Annotated in this window: 18 protein-coding genes and 1 pseudogene; 11 read left to right on the top strand and 8 right to left on the bottom strand. The window is 49.5% G+C overall.

The window, feature by feature from the left end; all coding sequences use genetic code 11:
• Window positions 1-332 precede the first annotated feature (332 nt).
• The 8 genes and pseudogenes from H6F86_RS22730 (at window position 333) to H6F86_RS22695 (ending at window position 7108) form a co-directional block, all read left to right on the top strand.
• The gene (locus tag H6F86_RS22730) at window positions 333-1616 is read left to right on the top strand and encodes an MSMEG_0569 family flavin-dependent oxidoreductase (protein ID WP_190451517.1); all 1284 of its coding nucleotides are present in this window, start codon (window positions 333-335) and stop codon (window positions 1614-1616) included.
• Window positions 1617-1729: 113 nt separating this feature from the next.
• Window positions 1730-2034, top strand: a pseudogene (locus tag H6F86_RS22725) (7,8-didemethyl-8-hydroxy-5-deazariboflavin synthase subunit CofH); the annotation flags it as partial.
• A gap of 82 nt (window positions 2035-2116) precedes the next feature.
• Window positions 2117-2677 carry an SMI1/KNR4 family protein gene (locus tag H6F86_RS22720; protein WP_190451515.1) on the top strand — a complete coding sequence of 187 codons (561 nt, stop codon included), beginning with the start codon at window positions 2117-2119 and terminating at the stop codon, window positions 2675-2677.
• Window positions 2678-2795: 118 nt separating this feature from the next.
• Window positions 2796-3419, top strand: a complete 624-nt coding sequence (gene ruvA / locus H6F86_RS22715; protein ID WP_190451513.1) for a Holliday junction branch migration protein RuvA — start codon at window positions 2796-2798, stop codon at window positions 3417-3419.
• 151 nt (window positions 3420-3570) lie between these two features.
• On the top strand, window positions 3571-3834 hold the full coding sequence (locus tag H6F86_RS22710; protein ID WP_190451512.1) for a sulfiredoxin: 264 nt from the start codon (window positions 3571-3573) through the stop codon (window positions 3832-3834).
• Between the two features lie 178 nt (window positions 3835-4012).
• Window positions 4013-4504: a Dps family protein gene (locus H6F86_RS22705; protein ID WP_190451510.1), complete on the top strand. Its 492-nt coding sequence runs from the start codon at window positions 4013-4015 to the stop codon at window positions 4502-4504.
• 88 nt (window positions 4505-4592) lie between these two features.
• Complete coding sequence (gene grpE, locus H6F86_RS22700) at window positions 4593-5306, top strand: nucleotide exchange factor GrpE (RefSeq protein ID WP_190451508.1); 714 nt, start codon at window positions 4593-4595, stop codon at window positions 5304-5306.
• Window positions 5307-5410: 104 nt separating this feature from the next.
• A complete protein-coding gene (locus H6F86_RS22695) occupies window positions 5411-7108 on the top strand; it encodes a SpoIID/LytB domain-containing protein (RefSeq protein WP_206756074.1) in 1698 nt (565 codons plus the stop codon).
• 237 nt (window positions 7109-7345) lie between these two features.
• Here the strand turns inward: H6F86_RS22695 and H6F86_RS22690 are convergent, their stop codons facing one another.
• On the bottom strand, window positions 7346-7645 hold the full coding sequence (locus tag H6F86_RS22690) for a ferredoxin (protein ID WP_190451506.1): 300 nt from the start codon (window positions 7643-7645) through the stop codon (window positions 7346-7348).
• A 379-nt stretch (window positions 7646-8024) separates the two neighbouring features.
• Here H6F86_RS22690 and H6F86_RS22685 point away from each other — a divergent pair, with 379 nt between their 5' ends.
• A complete protein-coding gene (locus tag H6F86_RS22685; RefSeq protein ID WP_190451504.1) occupies window positions 8025-9029 on the top strand; it encodes a Gfo/Idh/MocA family oxidoreductase in 1005 nt (334 codons plus the stop codon).
• A gap of 208 nt (window positions 9030-9237) precedes the next feature.
• Entirely contained in the window at window positions 9238-9756 is a 519-nt protein-coding gene (ilvN, locus tag H6F86_RS22680; protein WP_190451502.1) for an acetolactate synthase small subunit, read from the top strand.
• An 80-nt stretch (window positions 9757-9836) separates the two neighbouring features.
• Here the strand turns inward: ilvN and trmFO are convergent, their stop codons facing one another.
• Window positions 9837-11195: an FADH(2)-oxidizing methylenetetrahydrofolate--tRNA-(uracil(54)-C(5))-methyltransferase TrmFO gene (gene trmFO / locus H6F86_RS22675; protein ID WP_190451494.1), complete on the bottom strand. Its 1359-nt coding sequence runs from the start codon at window positions 11193-11195 to the stop codon at window positions 9837-9839.
• Window positions 11196-11416: 221 nt separating this feature from the next.
• Here trmFO and lysS point away from each other — a divergent pair, with 221 nt between their 5' ends.
• Entirely contained in the window at window positions 11417-13006 is a 1590-nt protein-coding gene (gene lysS / locus H6F86_RS22670) for a lysine--tRNA ligase (protein ID WP_190451493.1), read from the top strand.
• Between the two features lie 207 nt (window positions 13007-13213).
• Here lysS and H6F86_RS22665 read toward each other — a convergent pair whose 3' ends face one another.
• The 6 genes from H6F86_RS22665 to H6F86_RS22645 all read right to left on the bottom strand — a co-directional run bounded on the left by H6F86_RS22665 (window position 13214) and on the right by H6F86_RS22645 (window position 19149).
• Window positions 13214-14284 carry an AI-2E family transporter gene (locus H6F86_RS22665; protein WP_190451490.1) on the bottom strand — a complete coding sequence of 357 codons (1071 nt, stop codon included), beginning with the start codon at window positions 14282-14284 and terminating at the stop codon, window positions 13214-13216.
• 33 nt (window positions 14285-14317) lie between these two features.
• Window positions 14318-14449: a hypothetical protein gene (locus H6F86_RS32930; RefSeq protein WP_277881699.1), complete on the bottom strand. Its 132-nt coding sequence runs from the start codon at window positions 14447-14449 to the stop codon at window positions 14318-14320.
• Between the two features lie 299 nt (window positions 14450-14748).
• Entirely contained in the window at window positions 14749-15561 is an 813-nt protein-coding gene (locus H6F86_RS22660) for a hypothetical protein (protein ID WP_206756073.1), read from the bottom strand.
• Between the two features lie 286 nt (window positions 15562-15847).
• Entirely contained in the window at window positions 15848-17410 is a 1563-nt protein-coding gene (locus H6F86_RS22655) for a pentapeptide repeat-containing protein (protein ID WP_190451486.1), read from the bottom strand.
• 128 nt (window positions 17411-17538) lie between these two features.
• Entirely contained in the window at window positions 17539-18024 is a 486-nt protein-coding gene (locus H6F86_RS22650; RefSeq protein WP_190451485.1) for a 2Fe-2S iron-sulfur cluster-binding protein, read from the bottom strand.
• Window positions 18025-18210: 186 nt separating this feature from the next.
• Window positions 18211-19149, bottom strand: coding sequence for a hypothetical protein (locus H6F86_RS22645; protein ID WP_190451483.1), 939 nt, complete (start codon window positions 19147-19149; stop codon window positions 18211-18213).
• Window positions 19150-19279: the final 130 nt, after the last annotated feature.

Here is a 19279-nt window from a genome sequence, read left to right as displayed (position 1 = left end):
TGGAGGAACGTTATCTCAATTCAAATGCTTGCTACAGATTCCCTCTGCCTACTGCTCCCCCTTAATTCCTCTTATGGGTGGGAAGCCGTAGCAGGGGGATCTTGCTTTGTTGCGTGTCAAAAGAGAATTGGTATGAAACCTTTACAACCTGATGTTGACCTGTCGATTTAAACAGAGTGTTGTCATCAGTTAGAAGCCTCGAGGAGCGCTGCGATCGCCACCCCTCGCTAGAGTGCCAGACTTAAACCTTCCGTATTCGGAGATACAAACTACCCCTTCTAGCAACACGTACGCTGGCGAGTAATCTGACCCAGCAAGCGAGTAGAAACCAAATGCAAACGCACTATGCTGTCGTTATTGTCGGTGGCGGTCAAGCTGGTTTAGCCATGAGCTATTGCCTGAAAGCAAGAGGCTTTGACCATCTCGTTTTTGAGAAAAACACGATCGGCTATTCGTGGCGTGCCAAACGATGGGATTCATTTTGCCTAGTGACGCCCAACTGGCAGTGCAAACTCCCTGGCTTCCATTACCCAGGCGATGACCCACACGGGTTTATGCAGCGCGATGAAATTGTGCAATACATTGAAGCCTACGCCGCCTCGTTTGATCCACCTTTAAAGGAAGGCGTTGCTGTGTCAAAGGTGCGACGCAATGAGGCTGGCGTGTTTGAGATTGAAACAACGATCGGCAACTACACAGCCGATCAGGTCATCATTGCGGTCGGCGGCTATCACGTACCCAAACTACCCTCGATCGCCGAGCGTTTGCCTGAAGCGATTGTCCAATTGCACTCATCCGAATACCGCAATCCAGAATCGTTGCCTGACGACAAGGCAGTTTTAGTCGTTGGTACGGGGCAATCTGGCTGTCAAATAGCTGAAGATCTTCACCTTGCAGGCAAGCAGGTGCATTTATGTGTGGGCAGTGCGCCACGCTCGCCCCGTCGCTACCGCGGCAAAGATGTAGTGGATTGGCTCGATCAAATGGGGTACTACGACCTGTCGATCGACGAACATCCTCAAAAAGAGAAAGCACGCACGAATACCAATCACTACGTTACGGGTCGCGGTGGCGGACGCGAAATCGATCTGCGCCAATTTGCACTCGAAGGGATGCAACTCCACGGTCGGCTCAAAACCATTCGCAACAATAAACTCGAATTTGCCGATAATCTGAAGCAAAACCTCGATCAAGCTGATGCAGTTGCCGAAAATATCAAAAAAGGCATTGATAGCTTCATCGAAAAAAATCACATCTCAGCCCCGATCGAACCACCCTATCAACCTGTCTGGGAACCTGAGCAGGCGCTCCTCGACCTTGACTATGAAGCCGCCAATATTGGCGCAGTTGTTTGGTCTACAGGCTACCATTCCGACTTTAGCTGGATCGAAATTCCAGTCTTTGATGGCAAAGGCTATCCAGGGCACGATCGCGGTGTTACAGACGTACCAGGCTTCTATTTTCTTGGGCTACCGTGGCTATACACCTGGGGTTCTGGCAGGTTTTCAGGAGTCGCACGCGATGCAACGTATCTTGCCGATACGATCGTCATGCGAAAAAAAGTCTCCCAACGCAACGACTGGAGTACCATCAACGAATTTTTGCTGGGTTCGTAATGGCAGCACTACCAGAATGAAAAGCCCTGTTACTTCGGTAGACTAGGAAGCGCTATCACTACCATCTCGCCCAGAACTCTGGGAACACAACAACTGCATGCTCAGCTACCTCAAAGGCACTGTTGCTAATGGCAGTTGCCCGTACCTTTCTGGGATGCGGCTGGATCACCAATCACCAAACGAGTTGGGATAAGCTGGGGCTGGCTGGCGCAACGGAAGCACTCACCTGGGACTGCAATGCCATTGGCGGCACTTGGATGGAAGAACACATCACCTCAATGGCAGGCGCACAAGATGGTACGTGTATGGAAATTGAGACGTTGCAAGAAGCGATCGCCTCGATCGATCGCCCTATCGCCAGCACGATACTCTGTATAAGGTTATTAGCTTATTAGTTATTAGGTTATGTCAATACTGACGCATCCCATTCTTTTTAAAGCCCTACAGGGTAATTAATTGTTTAGTTACTCTGAAATCTCAAACAGTTTCGTTATCTTTTTATGGATATTGAAGAGTTTCAGAAAAATTTTCCAGCGGATTTAGAGATACCTGAGATTCTTGTGCGCTTGCTTGCGTTCCAAAACATTCGAGACGAATACTTTGGTGGTTTTAGCCTTATAGAATTCTCTCACGATGATGTTCTATCGTGGTTTGGCGGAAACAAACACGCTGCTTCTCAGTTCATTATTTTTGGGCATTCTCCTGCGGGTGCCTCATACGGTTACTGGTTATACGATAAGCACAGGATTGATACGGCTCCGATTGTTGTAATTGGCTTTGGTGGGGATGGTAACACAGTTGTTGCTAACTCACTTCAAGATTTCTTAAGAGTAGTTTCAATTGGAGAAGATCCCCTCTGTTATGTAATTACTGAATGGGGGTGGAGCGATCGTGATGAGATTGAAGTAAATCAAAACTTAGAGAACTACCGCAGATGGTTATTGAGGGAATTGGCTTTAACCGTACCAAGCATTGAGGAAGCTGAGGCGATCGTTACCGCAGCAAAGAATGCACATCCTGATCTAGAACAGTGGATACAGCAGTTATATAAAAATGATTAAAACGAAAATATTTGCAAGATTGACAGTGAATAGAAAAAAGCTTGTAGGTAATAGGGAGCTTGTTCTAAACTCAGTTGCCAGTCAAAAAATTAACAACTCACCACTAACAACCAACTGCATGATCGGCTACCTCAAAGGCACTGTTGCATACATCCAGAAAGCGAACAACCGTGTCACCTTAACGTTAGAAGTCGGTCAAATTGGTTATGACATCCAAATTGTGCCGCGTCTGTTGCAGCAGTTGGCTGGCGTGGGGGAGACGGTGCAAATTTTTACGCATCTCCATGTGCGGGAGGATCAGATTGTACTGTTTGGCTTTGATTCGGCTGCCGAGCGCGATTTGTTTCGGCAACTGGTCAGCGTCAGTGGTATTGGTCCGCAGTTGGCACTAGCGCTGCTCGACACGATGGGGTTGCAAGACTTGATACAGGCGATCGTCGTTGGCAACACCCGTGCCCTCTCTCGCACTCCAGGCGTAGGTACTAAAACCGCCGAACGTCTTGCGTTAGAGCTAAAAACAAAGTTAGCAGAATGGCGACAGCAAGCAGGCATGATCACCGCTCCTTCTGCGGGACCAATTCTTTCAATTCAGGAAGATGTGGAGATGACCTTGCTGGCATTGGGCTACACCAACAGTGAAATCGCCCAAGCACTACAAACGGTAGGACAAAGCAGCAGCCTCTCGAAAACTGCGGATGCGGAAGAGTGGATTCGACGGGCGATTGCCTGGTTAAGCCAATAGGGCAGGAGGCAAAGGGCAAAAGGCAGAAGGCAGAAGGCAAGAGGCTCACAAATCCTTGCTCCTCACTCCTCTCCCCTCACTCCTTCCCGATCCAGGTTGCAATCCGTAGTCATAACGAGTATGATTTAGGGGTGAGCTTGAGAGAACGGCAATGGTCAGAGTAGAAGCAATACCCATTGATAAGATTCGTCGCCCCTTGTTTCGACAAAATGATCAGGCGAAAGTTAGTGCTTTGATAACATCCATTCAAGACATTGGGCAGCAAGAGCCGATCGATGTCCTTGAAGTTGAAGGCGAATATTACGGTTTTTCTGGCTGCCATCGCTATGAAGCTTGTAGTCGTTTGGGGCAAGAAACGATTCTTTGCCGCATTCGACGTGCTCCGCGTGCGGTGCTACAGCGACATTTGGCTTAGGCTGCTTTTACGAGCAGTTTGCACGAATGGGTAGTATTTTTTTGCCGCAGCAGACTAGCGGCGATCGTTCTTAACAAGCTACTGTCTAAACAAGCTACTGTTAGAACTCGTCACAAATCGCTCATTTCAACGTTTTCACTGCGTTCAACGAAACGATTTCTTTTACTTAAAGGACATTATGGCAATCCCAACCGAAACAATGCCCATCAACATCGGCATTGACGAAAAAGCGAGAGGCGAAATCGCGGAAGGTCTGTCTCGTTTTCTGGCAGACACGTACTCCCTTTATCTCAAAACCCATAACTTTCATTGGAACGTGACTGGTCCCATGTTTCAAACGTTACACCTGATGTTTGAGGGGCAGTACACCGAATTGGCTACGGCTGTTGATTTGATTGCTGAACGAATTCGGGCACTTGGCTTTCCTGCACCTGCTACCTATTCAGAGTTCGCGCAGTTGAGTTCGATTCCCGAAACGCTAGGCGTGCCCAAAGCAGAAGACATGATCCGTGAATTGGTTGCCGGTCAAGAATCGGTTGTCCGTACGGCGCGATCGATCTTTCCAGTTGTCGATCAGGTGAACGACGAGCCAACAGCTGATCTGCTAACTCAACGGATGCAGGTGCATGAAAAAACTGCCTGGATGCTAAGAAGCCTCTTAGAAGGTTAAGAGTGAAGGTTAAGAGTTTTGAGTTTTGAGTTTTGAGTTGAATTGACCACTTAAAATTCAAAACTTAAAACTTAGAATTTCTTTCCCTATGTCCCCAGATTTTACCCACCGTTTGCGCGAGTTGATGCAGTCGGTGGGTTTTTCTAGTTTTAGGGCGCTGAGTCAGGCAGCAGGTGTGTCAGAAAACCAAGTTCTGCGGCTACGACGTGGCGATACTCAACTGCGGGTCGAGACGCTGCTGAAACTGAGCCATGTTCTTCAAGTACCTGTAAGCGAATTACTGCCTGTAGCGGCTGATGCGAAAGGTCAGGCGTCAGCGGTCAGCGGTCAGCAGCCAGCGGTCAGCGGTGAGCATTCAGAACTCAAAACTCAAAACTCAAAACTCGAAATTGACCACGCTGCACTTCATCAACGCCTGTTGGACTTGCAGCATGAGTACGATCGCCTACAGCAACAGCTTGCGCAGCAACGCCAAGATTTGTGGCAAGAGTTTCAGCAGTCAAGCGTGCAAGTTCTGGAATCACTGCTGCTGCAACTGCCAACCGCTGCCTATGCCGCGCAGCAAAATCCACAAGCTCCGGCTGCCAAAATGCTGCCATTGCTGCGTCCACTGGATCAACTGCTGCAAGCATGGGGTATCGAGCCGATCGCCACGGTTGGCGCTGAGGTGTCCTACGATCCCCAGCAGCATCAATTGATGGCAGGTGTGGCTCAATCCGGCGATCGTGTCAAAGTTCGTTATACGGGCTATCGTCAGGGCGATCGCTTGCTCTATCGGGCAAAGGTTAGTCCGGTTAGTTAAAAGATCGCACGCCGTTTAAGCAATTGCAAAGAAGCAGATGATTGGGGTTAAGAAGAACTATCTTAGGATGGAGTTCAATCAATCCCTACTTTTTTGGGTCGGTTATGCGGATAGAATGCGTTGCTCAAGATCAGAATGCTCAGGATCAGCTTTACAGGCAGCGAGCGACGGTAGCTGTCAAAGCACTACTTCGTCAGCCATCGCTTGGGGTCGTGTTGGCGATCGCATCTATGTTCGGGCTTGGGCTTGGGCTAGCAGCACCCGGCACCGCCGCCACTCGTAAGGATGTCGAGTTGCAGATTGGTGTGGTGCAACGCTTTGGCAGTAAAGCAACCGATGGACTGATGTTGCAGGCAGCCACAGGCGATCGCCTGACCTTCCGGTTTGAAACAAAGGGCAAGGCTCAAACTGTTACCGCTACAAGCGCCAAGCTAGATATCGTTCAGCAAACTCTACCGGAACCAAACCTGCAAGAACGAGTGGTTCTTAGCACTCACCGCAGTTTTGAGAGTGCCGAAGCGAGCGCTAACCGCTGGCTAGCGCAGGGCATTCCGGTCGAAGTTGCCCAACCAGAACGTTGGCAGGTCTGGGCAAAACGAGACACGTATAGCAATCCCTTACTCCGTCGTCTGCTGTTGCAGAGTCTTCAGGCACAAGGTATGCAAACGGCATACATTGATACTCAGGTGTTGCCGCAACAGCCGCGTGCATCGCTAGTGGTCAATGGCTACCGCTATACTCGCGATCGCGTTGAGATTGGGTCGTCACAAGGCACGATTCAAGTCCTACAGACAAGCGGTGACAAAAAACGCACTCTCTACGCTGGTAGTTTACGGCTGCAACCTAATACCTATGGCACGTATACGCTGGTTAATCAGGTGCCACTTGAAACCTATTTGCGTGGAGTGGTGCCGCATGAGATTGGTGCTTGGGCAGTGCAGCCTGTGCTAGAGGTGCAGGCAATTCTGGCTCGTACCTATGCCCTGCGTAATGTGCGACGCTTTGCGATCGACGGCTATCAGCTTTGTGCCGATACCCAATGTCAGGTCTATAACGGTCTTACAGGCGCTCATCCAGCGACCGATCGCGCGATCGCTGCCACTCGTGGCACTGTCCTCACCTACAAGAACGAGCTGGTCGATGCCGTCTACTCTTCCTCAACGGGCGGCATTACTGCACCCTTTACCGATATTTGGGCAGGTGCCGATCGCCCTTACTTGCGGGCTGTCATCGATTCAGTGGGTCAGCCATGGGATTTGGCGCGGCAAAACCTGGCAGAGGAAAAGAGTTTTCGCCGCTTCATTAGCCAGACCAAAGGCTTCAATGAAGCCGGGGCTAACCTCTTTCGCTGGCGGGTTGAGAGCCGTTTAGAGGATCTTAATCGAGACATACGGCGCTACCTGGTCGCCTTAAAAGATCCGCTAGCCAACTTTAAAACCATTCAACGTCTTGAAGTGACCAAGCGATCCCCGGCTGGACGAGTGCTAAACGTACGCATTACCACCGATCGAGGCACCTTTGAACTGGTGAAAGACAACATTCTCGTCGCCCTGTACGCGCCGAACAGCACCTTGTTTTACGTCGAACCGCTCTACGGCGCAAACAAGACCCTACAAGGCTACAGCTTCGTTGGCGGTGGCTTTGGGCATGGCGTTGGGCTAAGTCAAACAGGCACCTATCATCTCGGTAAGCTGGGCTGGTCGAGCGATCGCATCCTTAGCTTCTACTATCCCGGCACTCAACTGCGACCCATCAGTGATGCCATTACGTTCTGGCGCGGCGACCAGAACAACGGTAGCTAAAAAGCAGTTAGCTGCTACTCCTAGTCAAGCTCTTTTGAGCCATCACTCATCCTTGCTGACCTGAGAATAGTTGCTCTACCAACATTAAAAGTGGTGCTTTAGCTCTGCTCTCAGTAAGTTTAGCCAAGCCAAAATCTCTACCCAGAGCCTAAGGTTATAAAAACAAAAACAGGCGGTAAAGAGCTATAGAGACTCCTTACCGCCTGTTTTTACATCAGTACAGCAACAGCGTAACCGTTAGTACAGTTCTTCTTCTTGATGGGTCAGGATTGTGACATCCGAGGTTGGGTAAGCAACGCACGTCAGCACGTAGCCTGCTTCAATCTGATCATCATCTAAGAACGATTGGTCTGATTGATCAACCGTGCCTTCCTTTAGCTTGCCAGCACAAGTCGAACAAGCACCAGCGCGGCAGGAGTAGGGTAGATCAATCCCCTGTTCTTCGGCAGCATCAAGAATATACTCGTCTTCAGGAACCTCAATCGTTGTATTCAGCCCTTCAGCCTCGTTGACTAACGTGACTTTAAAAGTTGCCATGCAGTGGTCCTCTCAATTAATGGAAACAGTACTCTAAGCTCATTGGAAGCTGGCTCCGTAGCTTTATTTGAATAAAGTCTGCTTCCTGAATCAGCTTTACTCTTGATACTACGGGAAAACCATTGGTTTAGAAACGTTACGTCATCAGTGGGATGAATGGTATTCGTAATAAAAGTACCAGATTTTATCTAGTTAGCTTATATAACGACCTGTAACGCCCTATCTCATAATGATGCAAACACGCGATGGAACGATAACTTCAGTACTGCTAAGCCGAAGCCTCATGTCTTGGCACTACTGGCAGAAGGCGGTTTCTATCCTTAACTATTTTTTGTGGTGCTAGGGTTTTGTGATGACAGGTACATTAAGAGTGCAGCCCATGACAAAAAACGCCTCGTCTTTTTCGATCCCTCTCCAGGTTGGACTGGTTGGTACGGGCTATGCGGCAAAGCTGCGATCGCAGGCACTTCAGGCAGAACCGCGTGCCACACTAGCCGCCGTTGCCGGACACATCCTCGAAACCACGCAGGCATTTAGCCAGACCTATAGCGCAGATGCGATCGCGTCCTGGCAAGCACTGCTGGAGCGATCGTCTCTAGACTTGATCATCATCGCTACAGTAAATCGGGAGCATGGGGCGATCGTCCGAGCCGCGTTGGAAGCAGGGAAGCACGTCATTGTGGAGTATCCCCTAGCGCTGGATGTTGCCGAAGCGATGGAGTTGATTGCGTTGTCGAAAGCTCAAAATAAACTGCTGCACGTTGAGCATATCGAGCTATTGGGCAATATGCACCAGGCGCTGAAAGCCTCCCTGCCGGCGATCGGCACTCCCTTTTACGCCCGCTACGCCACCATCAAACCAGAGCGTCCCGCTCCTCAGCGCTGGACGTATCAGCCTGAACTCTTTGGGTTCCCGCTGATGGGTGCCCTGTCGCGGCTGCATCGTTTCACCGATCTCTTTGGCAAGGTGGCAACTGTAAGCTGTCAGACCCAGTTTAGCGATCGCAGCGAGTTGAGCGATCCCCATTACGCGTCCTGTTATTGCACTGCCCAGCTACGGTTTCAATCGGGTCTGTTGGCAGAAGTCATTTATGCCAAAGGGGAAGCCATGTGGCAACCAGAGCGCAAGATGGAGGTGCATGGCGAAAAGGGCGCACTGATTTTTGATGGGGATCAGGGAACGCTCGTGCAGGCAGAGGGAAGCCAACCGATCGCACTAGGCAGCCGTCAGGGACTCTTCGCCAAAGATACGGCAATGGTGCTGAATTACTTAATCGACGGTATTCCGCTCTACGTAACACCCGAAGCGAGTTTATACACGCTAAAAGTGGCAGATGCAGCAAGGCGATCAGCTGAAACAGGACAAACCATTACTTTAGAGTAACCATTGCCGCTTGCCTTTTTCATGCTTTCGTTTACTCTTGATCGTTCGCAGGACATGACTTAATCCTGCAAGGCTTCCTCATTCTTTATTGAGAGATGGTTAAGGAATACAGACTCTCACGATAAAATGGGAGACTCAAGCACGATCGTCCCCTGCTGCACTGTTAGACTTCCACCACACTCGCCGTTCTTAAGCTAATCTCAAGTCCATGAAGCATACTCTCTCGGTTCTAGTTGAAGACGAAGCGGGGGTTCTCTCCCGCATTGCTGGTTTGTTTGCCCGTCGTGGGTTTAATATCGAGAGTTTAGCTGTCGGACCCGCTGAGCAAATGGGCGTTTCGCGCATTACGATGGTTGTTCCTGGCGATGATAACAGCATTGAGCAGTTGACCAAGCAACTCTACAAGCTTATCAGCGTGCTGAAAGTGCAAGACATTACCGAAGTGCCTTGTGTCGAGCGCGAACTGATGCTGATGAAAGTCAACGCTACCAGCACCAATCGTTCTGAGATTGTGGAACTGGCGCAGATCTTTCGGGCACGGGTGGTTGATGTCGCCGAAGATTCTGTCACGCTAGAAGTAGTCGGTGATCCGGGCAAGATGGTGGCGATCGTCCAGGTGCTCAACAAATTTGGCATTCGCGAAATTGCTCGCACCGGCAAAATTGCCCTTATGCGTGAATCGGGTGTGAATACAGAGTATCTCAAGTCTCTAGAAGCGAAAGTCTGAATAGTTGTTGGTCGTTAGTTTTTAGTTGTTAGCTTGAGACTGGATTTTGTCTAACAACCAACAACTAAAAACCAACAACTTTATGCTGCTACACGAAGTTGATTCATCCATGTAGCAAGATCGTTAAAGGAGCGATCACGGTACATGCCATACCGTTCTTGCTTGTTGCGAATGCGTTTGGGCAGTTCTGGCAGAATTCCAAAGTTGGGCGGCATGGGTTGAAAATGCTTGGGCGATGCCGAACTAATGAAGTCGAACAAGGCACCCATCATGGTGGTTACAGGTAGGGCGATCGGCGCTTGTCCTAACGCGACCCGCGCTGCATTCGTGCCAGCCAGCCAGCCGCCCGCTGCTGCTGCTGTGTAACCTTCAGTGCCAACTAATTGACCTGCGGCGAGCAAGGTTTCGCGCTGCTTAAATTGCAACGTTGCATGAAGTAACTCTGGCGCGTTGACAAAGGTATTGCGGTGCATCACACCCATGCGAACAAATTCGGCATCCTCTAAGCCCGGAATCAGTCGAAACACACGCTTTTGCTCACCCCAGCGCAGGTTTGTCTGAAAGCCCACCATATTCCACAGTTGTCCTGCTCGATCTTCTTGCCGCAGTTGGACGACTGCATAGGGACGCTTCGCCTTATTTTCAGGCTCCCGAAAGTCTCCCTGCCGTGCATCAAACAAGCCCACAGGTTTCAGTGGACCGTAGCGCATGGTATCTTCGCCGCGTCTCGCCATTTCTTCGATCGGCAAACAGCCTTCAAAAAACTTCGCTGTTTCTTGTTCAAAGTCTTTTAGCTCTGCCTGCTCTGCCTGACACAGCTCTTGCCGAAAGTGAAGATACTGGTCACGATTCATAGGGCAGTTGAGATAGGCGGCTTCACCTCGATCGTACCGAGACGCAAGGAACGCCACCTCAAAATCGATCGACTCGCCCACGACGATCGGGCTAGCGGCATCAAAGAAGCTCATGTACTCCATGCCTGTAAAGCGGCGTAGATCCTCTGTTAGAGCCGGACTGGTTAAAGGTCCTGTCGTCAAGACGCTAATGCCCTCAGTGGGAATCGCCTGCACTTCTTCACGTCGCAGATCAATTAGAGGATGCTGAGCAAGCGTTTCAGTCAAATTCTTGCTAAAAATGGCACGATCGACCGCCAGCGCACCACCTGCTGGCACTGAGTGTTGATCGGCTTTACTAATCACGATCGAACCCAAACGCCGCAGTTCCTCATGAAGCAAACCAGAGGCGCGATCGCTCGACTGTGCCCCAAAGGAGTTGCTGCATACCAGTTCTGCCAGATGCTCTGAATGGTGCGCCGGACTTAACCGTTGTGGTCGCATTTCGTATAGAACGACTGGGATACCTGCCTGGGCAATTTGCCAGGCGGCTTCCGTCCCCGCCAAGCCGCCGCCAATCACATGAATAGGTTTAATCTCTGCCATCGCTATCTCAGACCGCTATGCATCTTTAACCAGGATACGAGGTTCAGGGAAGATGGTGGTTGCTTGGATGCTTAAAACTCTAGAAGACTCTCGCCTAAACGCTGGCAATTTTGAGCAGGAGGGTTTCGTGTGTTTGTAAGGAGCCTCAAGCAGCTTTCTACATCAACTACGCAAGATATTCTCGTAAAATGTAAAAGGATTGTAGAGACAAAGGTTAATTCATGTTTTGGGCTGACAAAATTGCTGCGGATGCACAAGAAAACCAGGTTGTCAACGATTCAAAAACTCCCTCTGGAAGGGTTCATGTTGGATCGTTACGAGGGGTTGTGATCCATGATGTGATTTACCGAGCCTTAAAATATGCTGGGAAATCGCCTAAGTTTCTCTACGGTGTGGATGATTATGATGCGCTTGATACGGTGCCTCATTATCTCGATCGCCAAAAGTTTGAATCGTATCTAGGTTTTCCTCTCTGCAATGTGCCCTCACCAGAGGATGGTGCTAGCGATTACGCGAAATACTTCATGGGTGAGTTTCTAGAAGTTTTCGAGTATTTAGGCGTTAAACCAGAGGTTTACTATTTACGTGATCTGTATCGCTCTGGTCGCCTAAATACTTACATTGATATCTTTCTCAAAAATGCTCAACTTGTAAGAGAAGCTTATCTAGAAGTTAGCAAAGCACGGCGATCGGATAACTGGTATCCCTTTCAAACCATTTGTGAAAATTGCGGCAAGATTGCAACAACTGTCGTCTCTGATTACAACGGTTCGGAAGTTTTCTATACCTGCAAGCCTGATGCAACTGATTGGGTAAAAGGTTGTGGTCACTCAGGATGGGTTTCTCCGTTTGATGGCAATGGCAAATTACCCTGGAAAGTGGAGTGGGTCGCTAAGTGGGATCTTTTAGGCATCAATATTGAGCTTGCTGGAAAAGACCACTCCCAAAAGGGCGGCTCTAGAGATGTTGCGAATGCAATCTGCCGCAAAGTATTACGCAAGCAGCCACCGTTTCATTCACCCTACGAATTCATTCTGGTCAATGGAACAAAGATGAGTTCATCGAAGGGCGTTGGCTCAAGTGCTAAAGAAATTGCCGCCTTACTTCCGCCTGAATTACTGCGCTTTTTGATACTGCGAACGCAGCCCAAAACGGTCATCAACTTTGCTCCCAATTATGAGACGACAACTCGGCTCTTTCGAGACTATGACACTTTAATTGAGAAGTATCAGGCTTTATCGCCAGCGCTGCAACAAGCAACTGCCTTGCCCGAAGAGCTAAAACCATTGTTGTATGCTCAACTAGATGGAGTCGTTAAGCCCTACCATCCAGTCGAGTTAAGTACGCTAATTTCTTTGCTTCAAGTGCCGCACCTTGATCTGCAAAAAGAGATTACAGCACGTAGTACACAGCCCCTTAATGAATATGACTGGCAGATTGCCAATCAAAGAATTGCGGTGGCTCAAAAATGGTTGGCAGACTATGCTGACGAAGAAGAAAAATTGGTGATTTATCTTGACAAGGTGCCTGAAAAGGTAAAAGACCTAACTCAAGAACAGGTGGCTTATCTTAAACAGCTAATCCACACCTTAGCTAATGTTCCAGCCTGGGAAGCTGAAGCGCTACAAACAGCATTGTTTGCAACGGCAAGAGAATTAGAGATGCAGCAACCCCTTGCCTTTAAAGCTGTTTATTTATCTTTTCTGGGCAAAGAACGTGGACCGAAAGCAGGCGCTTTACTATCGTATTTAGAGCGGGACTTCACCTTAGACCGCTTGAAAACAGTCACCGCTAGCTTTACGCCAGTTTAAGCTGTTCCTGCTTTATGCCTGGGGAGTCCGTTGAAGAAGCTAGCCAGATATAGCGATCCTATCTGGATTGTGAGAAAGGATTTCAGGGGAATCCTTTCTCACAAAGCCTCTCAATCTCACAACTATTAGGACTGTTATAGGACGTTTCGTGGCGTTGGATCACAAGATTAACGATCGCACGTTCATCCTGCCGCAATTCAAGTCAGCTTAATCAAGCTTGTCTAGTTGACCTAGAAACTCCTCTGGGTCTTCTTCTGGCAATAGCGCGGGTTCCTTATTCGATCGCATCCAGGCGGCAATCATACCCGCGATCGGAATGGCAAGAAAAATTCCCAGCAAGCCAGCTACCCGTTCGCCCACAAAGAGAGCCAAAAATAGCAGCACCGGATTTAATTCCAAGGCATCTCCCATCACTTTGGGATGCACAAAATTATCCTGAATTTGTTGAAGGATGACGCAGGTGATCACCGCTTTAAGGGCGATCGCGCCTCCTTGAGAGGCGAAGACTAGCAGGGTCACAACCAGTACGCCGAGCGTGGCTCCAATGCCAGGAATCGCATCTAGTATGCCGATGATTACCGCCAGAATAAGGGCATAGTTAATGCCCAAAAGCGAAAAAAGAATAAAAGTAGCGCTTGCTAAGAACAGCATTAACAGCAGTTGTCCACGCAAAAAGCCGAGGAAACTGTGTCGGAACGTCTGAGCAAAGCGATCGCGAGACGCAATAGGTGCCAGCCTAAGAAATAGTTGCCATAGCTTTTCACCATGAATCAGCATATACAGGCTAATCACTGCCCCAAAAATACCGGTAAAAACGCTAGAAAAGATGGTTTGTACCACGCCTAGTCCGGAGGCTAAACCTGTTTGCAGCGTGCCAATGAACCTGCTGATATCCAGTTGATTGAGGAAGTCCCGGAATGGCAGGAAGTTTGGCTGGTTCAAAGTATCTTTGAGCTGAGTCAGCAACCCCTGCCCCTGGTTCACCACTTCCAGCCCAACCAGCATGATTAGACCCAGCAGTAAGGCGATTGCCCCAAGAAAGGTAATGGCGATCGCCAGTCCTCTAGGCATAGAGCGTGACAGCCAATCCACTGGATAATTCAAGAGTGCAGCAAAGATGCCCGCAGCGGTAAAAAGGGCGATCGTGCCATAGAAGTAATTGATTAGTAAAACAGTTGCCCAGCCACAGCCAAACAGCAGTAGGTAATGCAGGAGGGTGGTATTACTATAGGCTTGCCATAATTGGGTTAAAGGCTGGGAGGGCTGCGGTGGGCGCATTGTCAATTCTCCTGGCTCAAAGCCATCGCTCGATCAACCAGGCGTGAGCGTTCGCGTCACGATGTTACCAATCTGATGGAGCCGCAGCACTGCCACAAGTACTTCAACCAGTTCTACCGCGATCGCCTGAACCGCAATTATAGGCGCTGGGCTACTAATGAACAATCCTTCCTAAATGTCTGAGTTCGCTATGGCTTTGGATAGGGTGATCAATGCAGTTATGCAAGCGAAAACGGCTGTAAAGAGCATTTACAGCCGTTCAATTAATTTCAAGTGCAAGACCTACAGCGTGAAGCTTTCAGACAGCAATTATTTTTTAGAAACCAGTGGTTGCTGTCAGGTGATGTTAACTCAACCGAATCAACAGCAAGGGGCGATCATGTTGAGGGGTAGATGCACCCCTTGTAAGCGTTTAAACGATTGAGAAACATGCAGGAAACTGAATCATCAACAAGGCGATCAACTTACAAAATTACGTTAGAGATATAATCTACGACAACGTAATTCACTTGATCAAGCAGCAACACATTAGAACCAATAACTACTAGATCATAGTTCGCTGGCAAGTTGACGTATGTGTTCACTTGCTTCGGCAACCGCACCAATTTCTTGGCAATACCGGGAGGTAAACCTTTACCGCGCAGCAGTTGCTTTTGAATACTAGGTGGTAGAGAGCGAGATTGTCTCACAATTTCAGTTCGGGTCGCACTGGTCAAAAGATTGTTACAGGTACAGTTGCCGCGCAGCAGCTCAACTAGCACCGTCCGCTGGCTTGATGAAAAGTTTGTCACCTGAGTTTGTTGCACTGTCGCTGTGCGAACGGGACCGTTGTACGCTGTCACAATCCGGCTAGTGTTTTTGTAAACTGTCACCACACTTTGGATTGTTTTGGTTTGTGAACCAACACTGTTACCTGTAAAGGTAAAAGTCCAAGAGTCGCCGTTATCAACATACGGACAATTTTGAGCGGGTCCATGCATGGAGGCTTCAGCACGGTAATAGCGAATGCCACCGTTTGCTGATTCTGCGGCTTGGCGAGCAAGGTTTTTTGCCCGATTCAGGTCAATCCGAACGACACGTTTTTTATCATCGTCATCGCGATCGCGTCCCCGATTGCGATTGCGATTTTTCTTGTCATCGTCATCGTCATCATCGTCGTCGTCATCGTCACCATCTGCCATTAACCATTGCTGGCTATCAGCATTTTGCTTCGCAGACATTTCGCCCAAGGTGCTTGCTTGAGGGTTTGGCGCAAACGCATAGGCTGCGGAAGGCATTGCCGTTAGGAGAGCGAGACTGATTGCAGCCAAGGCACGTTTACTCAAAGGTTTAGCCAATAGTGAATATGGCATTAATTGTCATCCTTTCTAAGTTGAATTGGTCGGCGATCTAAGTTCTTAAACTATCTCGGTACAAATAGTGTTCCCTTTAAGCAACCTACTTAACCTCACCTTCATAGAAAGGCTGGTTTAAGCAACCTAGAAGTGATAACGCTTTACACTTGCAGCGATCAACCGCTTTTTGCAGCTAATTGAACACTGTAAAAAACTGCTCACTGCGTCGTTATTTGTAGTTCCAGAGATTAATCATTTCGCAATTACTGCTAACAAGAGTTTGCCCATCGGGGCTAAACTTCAACGACCACACTTCGCTGGCACAAAGACGACCTCGATCGACAGGCGCGTTGTTAAGTGTGTTAATGAGTCCTCCATCCCGTAAGCGCCATAGCTTTATTTCTCCATGAGTACCAGTGGCGATCGTTTGACTGTCTGGGCTAATGGCTACAGAGCGGACATAGTCAGTTGCCTGCCCTTTCAAGCTGTGTGTAAGCTGACCTGTTTTTAAGTTCCAAGTACGGGCAAAATCACCATGACCGCTGACTAACGTTTTGCCATCGGGGCTAATGGCGATCGACCAAACTTTGGATCGAGCATCAAACGTGCGGATGGCGGCTCCCGTTTTGAGGTTCCACAGACGAATCGTACCGTCATAGCTACCAGTGGCAAGGCTTCGACCATCAGGAGTGAAGGCGATCGCTTCAATGTCCTGGGTATGCGCCAACAGCGTGTGCTGCAATGTGCCAGAGGCTAAAGCCCAGAGTTGCACTGGCACCTTCGGTCCGACGCGATCAGCTTGCATGATCAGTATCTTGCCATCAGGACTAATACCTTTAAGGCGATGGGTGCCCGGAAAACGTTGCTGCAACTGTCCAGAGCGGAGATCCCAAAACTGGATTTGTTCACCCTTTTGCGATGGATCGCTGAGTCTAACCGCCAGTGTCTGCCCATTTGGACTAAAGGGCTGCTCCGCCGCCCAGCCTCGGAGCGTACAGACAACCTTCTTAGTCTGCCAATGCCATAATCTGGTCAGGTTCGCACTTGGGTCATTGTCAATTTGCTCGGCGCTGCTGCTGACAAGCAGCTTACCGTTGGGGCTAAGAGCAAGTGAGATAACCGAGCCAACAACCCCTCTAGCATTTCGGTCAGTTTTGTAATCAAAATGATGTAACGTTCGGTTGAGCGTGGCTTGCCTCCACAACGCAGGGCTAGTCCGGGTGGCAGAACTAGGCACCGAAGTAGCAGTGAGTGCTGGCGGTAGCTGGCAGGCTGGCAGGTTGGCGGGTGTGGGCAATTTAGATGGCTGTACGGATGGTGGGGTAGCCGCTGCGGTGACGCATGGTTCAGTCGATCGCGCTCCACTTGGCATGATTGCTCGACACCAGTTCGTCTGCCTTGAGCTTACTGCACCTGTTAGTTTGGCATTCCTGAAGCTAGCACCCTGGAGGTTGGCATCCGCAAGTTTTGCCTGCTCTAGATTGGCACCATCCACGTTGGCTCCCTGCAAGTTTGCGCGCTCCAACCAGGCACCGCCTAAATCCGCTCTCTGGAGGTTTGCACCGCTTAGGTCAGCATTATCCAAAACGACCCCGTGCAGATTCGCCTCTCTCAGATCTGCCCCCTTCAAGTCGGCGTTCTCTAGTCCCAAGCCTGTTAGATTTGCTCCCCGAAGGTTGCAGTTGGGACATTTTTTCGTCATTCCCAAGCGCTGTTCACGAATTGTTTGGCAGCCTGCCAGGGATAGAATGCTGATGGCAAACACTGCTGTTAAGACGCTGACAGTTTTCATGCTTGCACTTGGCATCCTTCGGTAGCTTATTTGCGTCTTTACATCTGGACTGCGATCGACTGCATTTATGGCAACGGAGATTGCATGGTTGCGCCAGTGAAAGCGCGATCGCTACCGAAGTGACGGGACTAAACATCGGTGGTGTGCGAGAAATAGCTACCGACATTGAAGCTGGTAGTGTCTTCGATTTGCTTCAGCGTCGATCGGGTAATCAGCTTGCCCGCTTCGACCAGCACTTTCCCAGTTAGAGGATGCAACAAATCCTGATCGGCACGTCTGCCAATGAGTGCTTCGATATCCTTGATGGAGTTGATATACATACCGGGTGGTAGTTCAACTACGACACCATTTTGCAGAACTCTGGCTTGACAGGCTAAGCGGGAGTTGGGCTTGCAGGTTGTAATGACCTCTAGCGTACGTTGTTCACGGCGGCTAATCGACGACAGAGATTCCATGCCCTCTTGCACGTAGATGTGGCAGGTGGCGCACATACCCCGACCACCACATTCTTTCAAAACATCCAAATCTTTATTTAAAAGGACTGACAGCAGATTGCCGTTGGTTTCAACAGAGGTTTCCTGCGCGATCGGTTCCAGTCTGACAGTTTTAGCCATGATTTTTAGAGGAGAAAGTAAAAGGTGAAGTATAGGGAGAGAGGCGTAGGCGTGGGGGGGAAGAGATAAGGTTGGGGGGTTGAAGTCTAAGGGATAAGAACACTAAATCTGAATTCAACACTCAAAATTTTCCTCTTGCAGCTGCCTGCTGCCCCTTGGCTCCCCTCGCTGCCGTCCCCGCACTCTTTACCCTTTTGTGGATTCGTTGAATGGCTTCAGTAGGAGTGCTTTTTGCTGGTCGTTGAGGGCTTTTTGTTCAACGATCGCAGGAAAATCGCGCATTACTTGAGAACAACGTTTGACGAAAGCGGTAACCCACTCTTGCAGCCACTGGCGCTCTGGTGAGGTGAGGGGTGTAGTGGTTGCCTGCGGTGGTGCTCCTGTGACTGTAAACTGGGCCGTGCGATCGACCTGCACAGTGGCTAGCCAATCTGATGATGGACGCGTAGCTTTCCAGTAGTTTGCAATCACGTGTGTGCCAAGGTATTGGGTTGTGAATTGGCTGAGGTGGTTGAGCGCGGCGATCGCCTCGAACAACGTGGCAGCGTCAGATGTTTTAGCACTGGGAGGGCTAGGTTCTGGCAGAAACGGCGCGGGACTACTGTTTGCCAGTGGTGTCTCTTCTACCAGTGGTATGTCTGCAAGCGGTGTAGCCTTAGTTGCCTGTGGCTTCTCTGACTGGAGAGCTGTTGTTGCGTTAGGAGTTGTGGCTGGGGCAGCACTTTGCTTGCGATAGTGCAGACCTGTAAGGGTGACGTTACCTGCAAGCAACCGAAAGGTCGCGATCGCATTTGGTATATCTTCCTTCAGCACAGTCTTAAGCTGGGTGATCATGCTTAAATAGTCTGCACAGATTAACCTCTGATGGGTTAACACCAGCAGCACCATGCCACGATCGAGCCTATAAAGCCGCACCTGATGTTCAGCAAATTGAAACTCAAACACGTCAAAGCTATCAGGAATGGTTTCAACGACTTGCAAGATACCTTGAGCGAGAGCTTCTTTTTGTTGAAAGTTCAGGGCTTGGTCGATCCCGCAGAAATAAGGACGAGAGCGCCCATCCATTAGGGCAACGCCTGCAATTCCTGGTAAATTCAGAAAGTCCTGAATAACCTCCCGTTTCATAGTTCTTTAATTTACGTTTCAATACGATACATGGCACAACGTACTGCTAGGGACTATGCAGGCGGCTGTGTTAGGGTTTCTGGTTTAGCAGCTTCTTGCTTCTGGTGAGTGAAAGGCTGTTTAGCCAGTA

This window comes from Phormidium sp. FACHB-592, from assembly GCF_014695795.1.
Taxonomy (GTDB): Bacteria; Cyanobacteriota; Cyanobacteriia; order Leptolyngbyales; family Leptolyngbyaceae; genus Stenomitos.
Note: the sequence above shows the minus strand (reverse complement) of the source record. Positions and strands in the feature narration are given on the sequence as shown.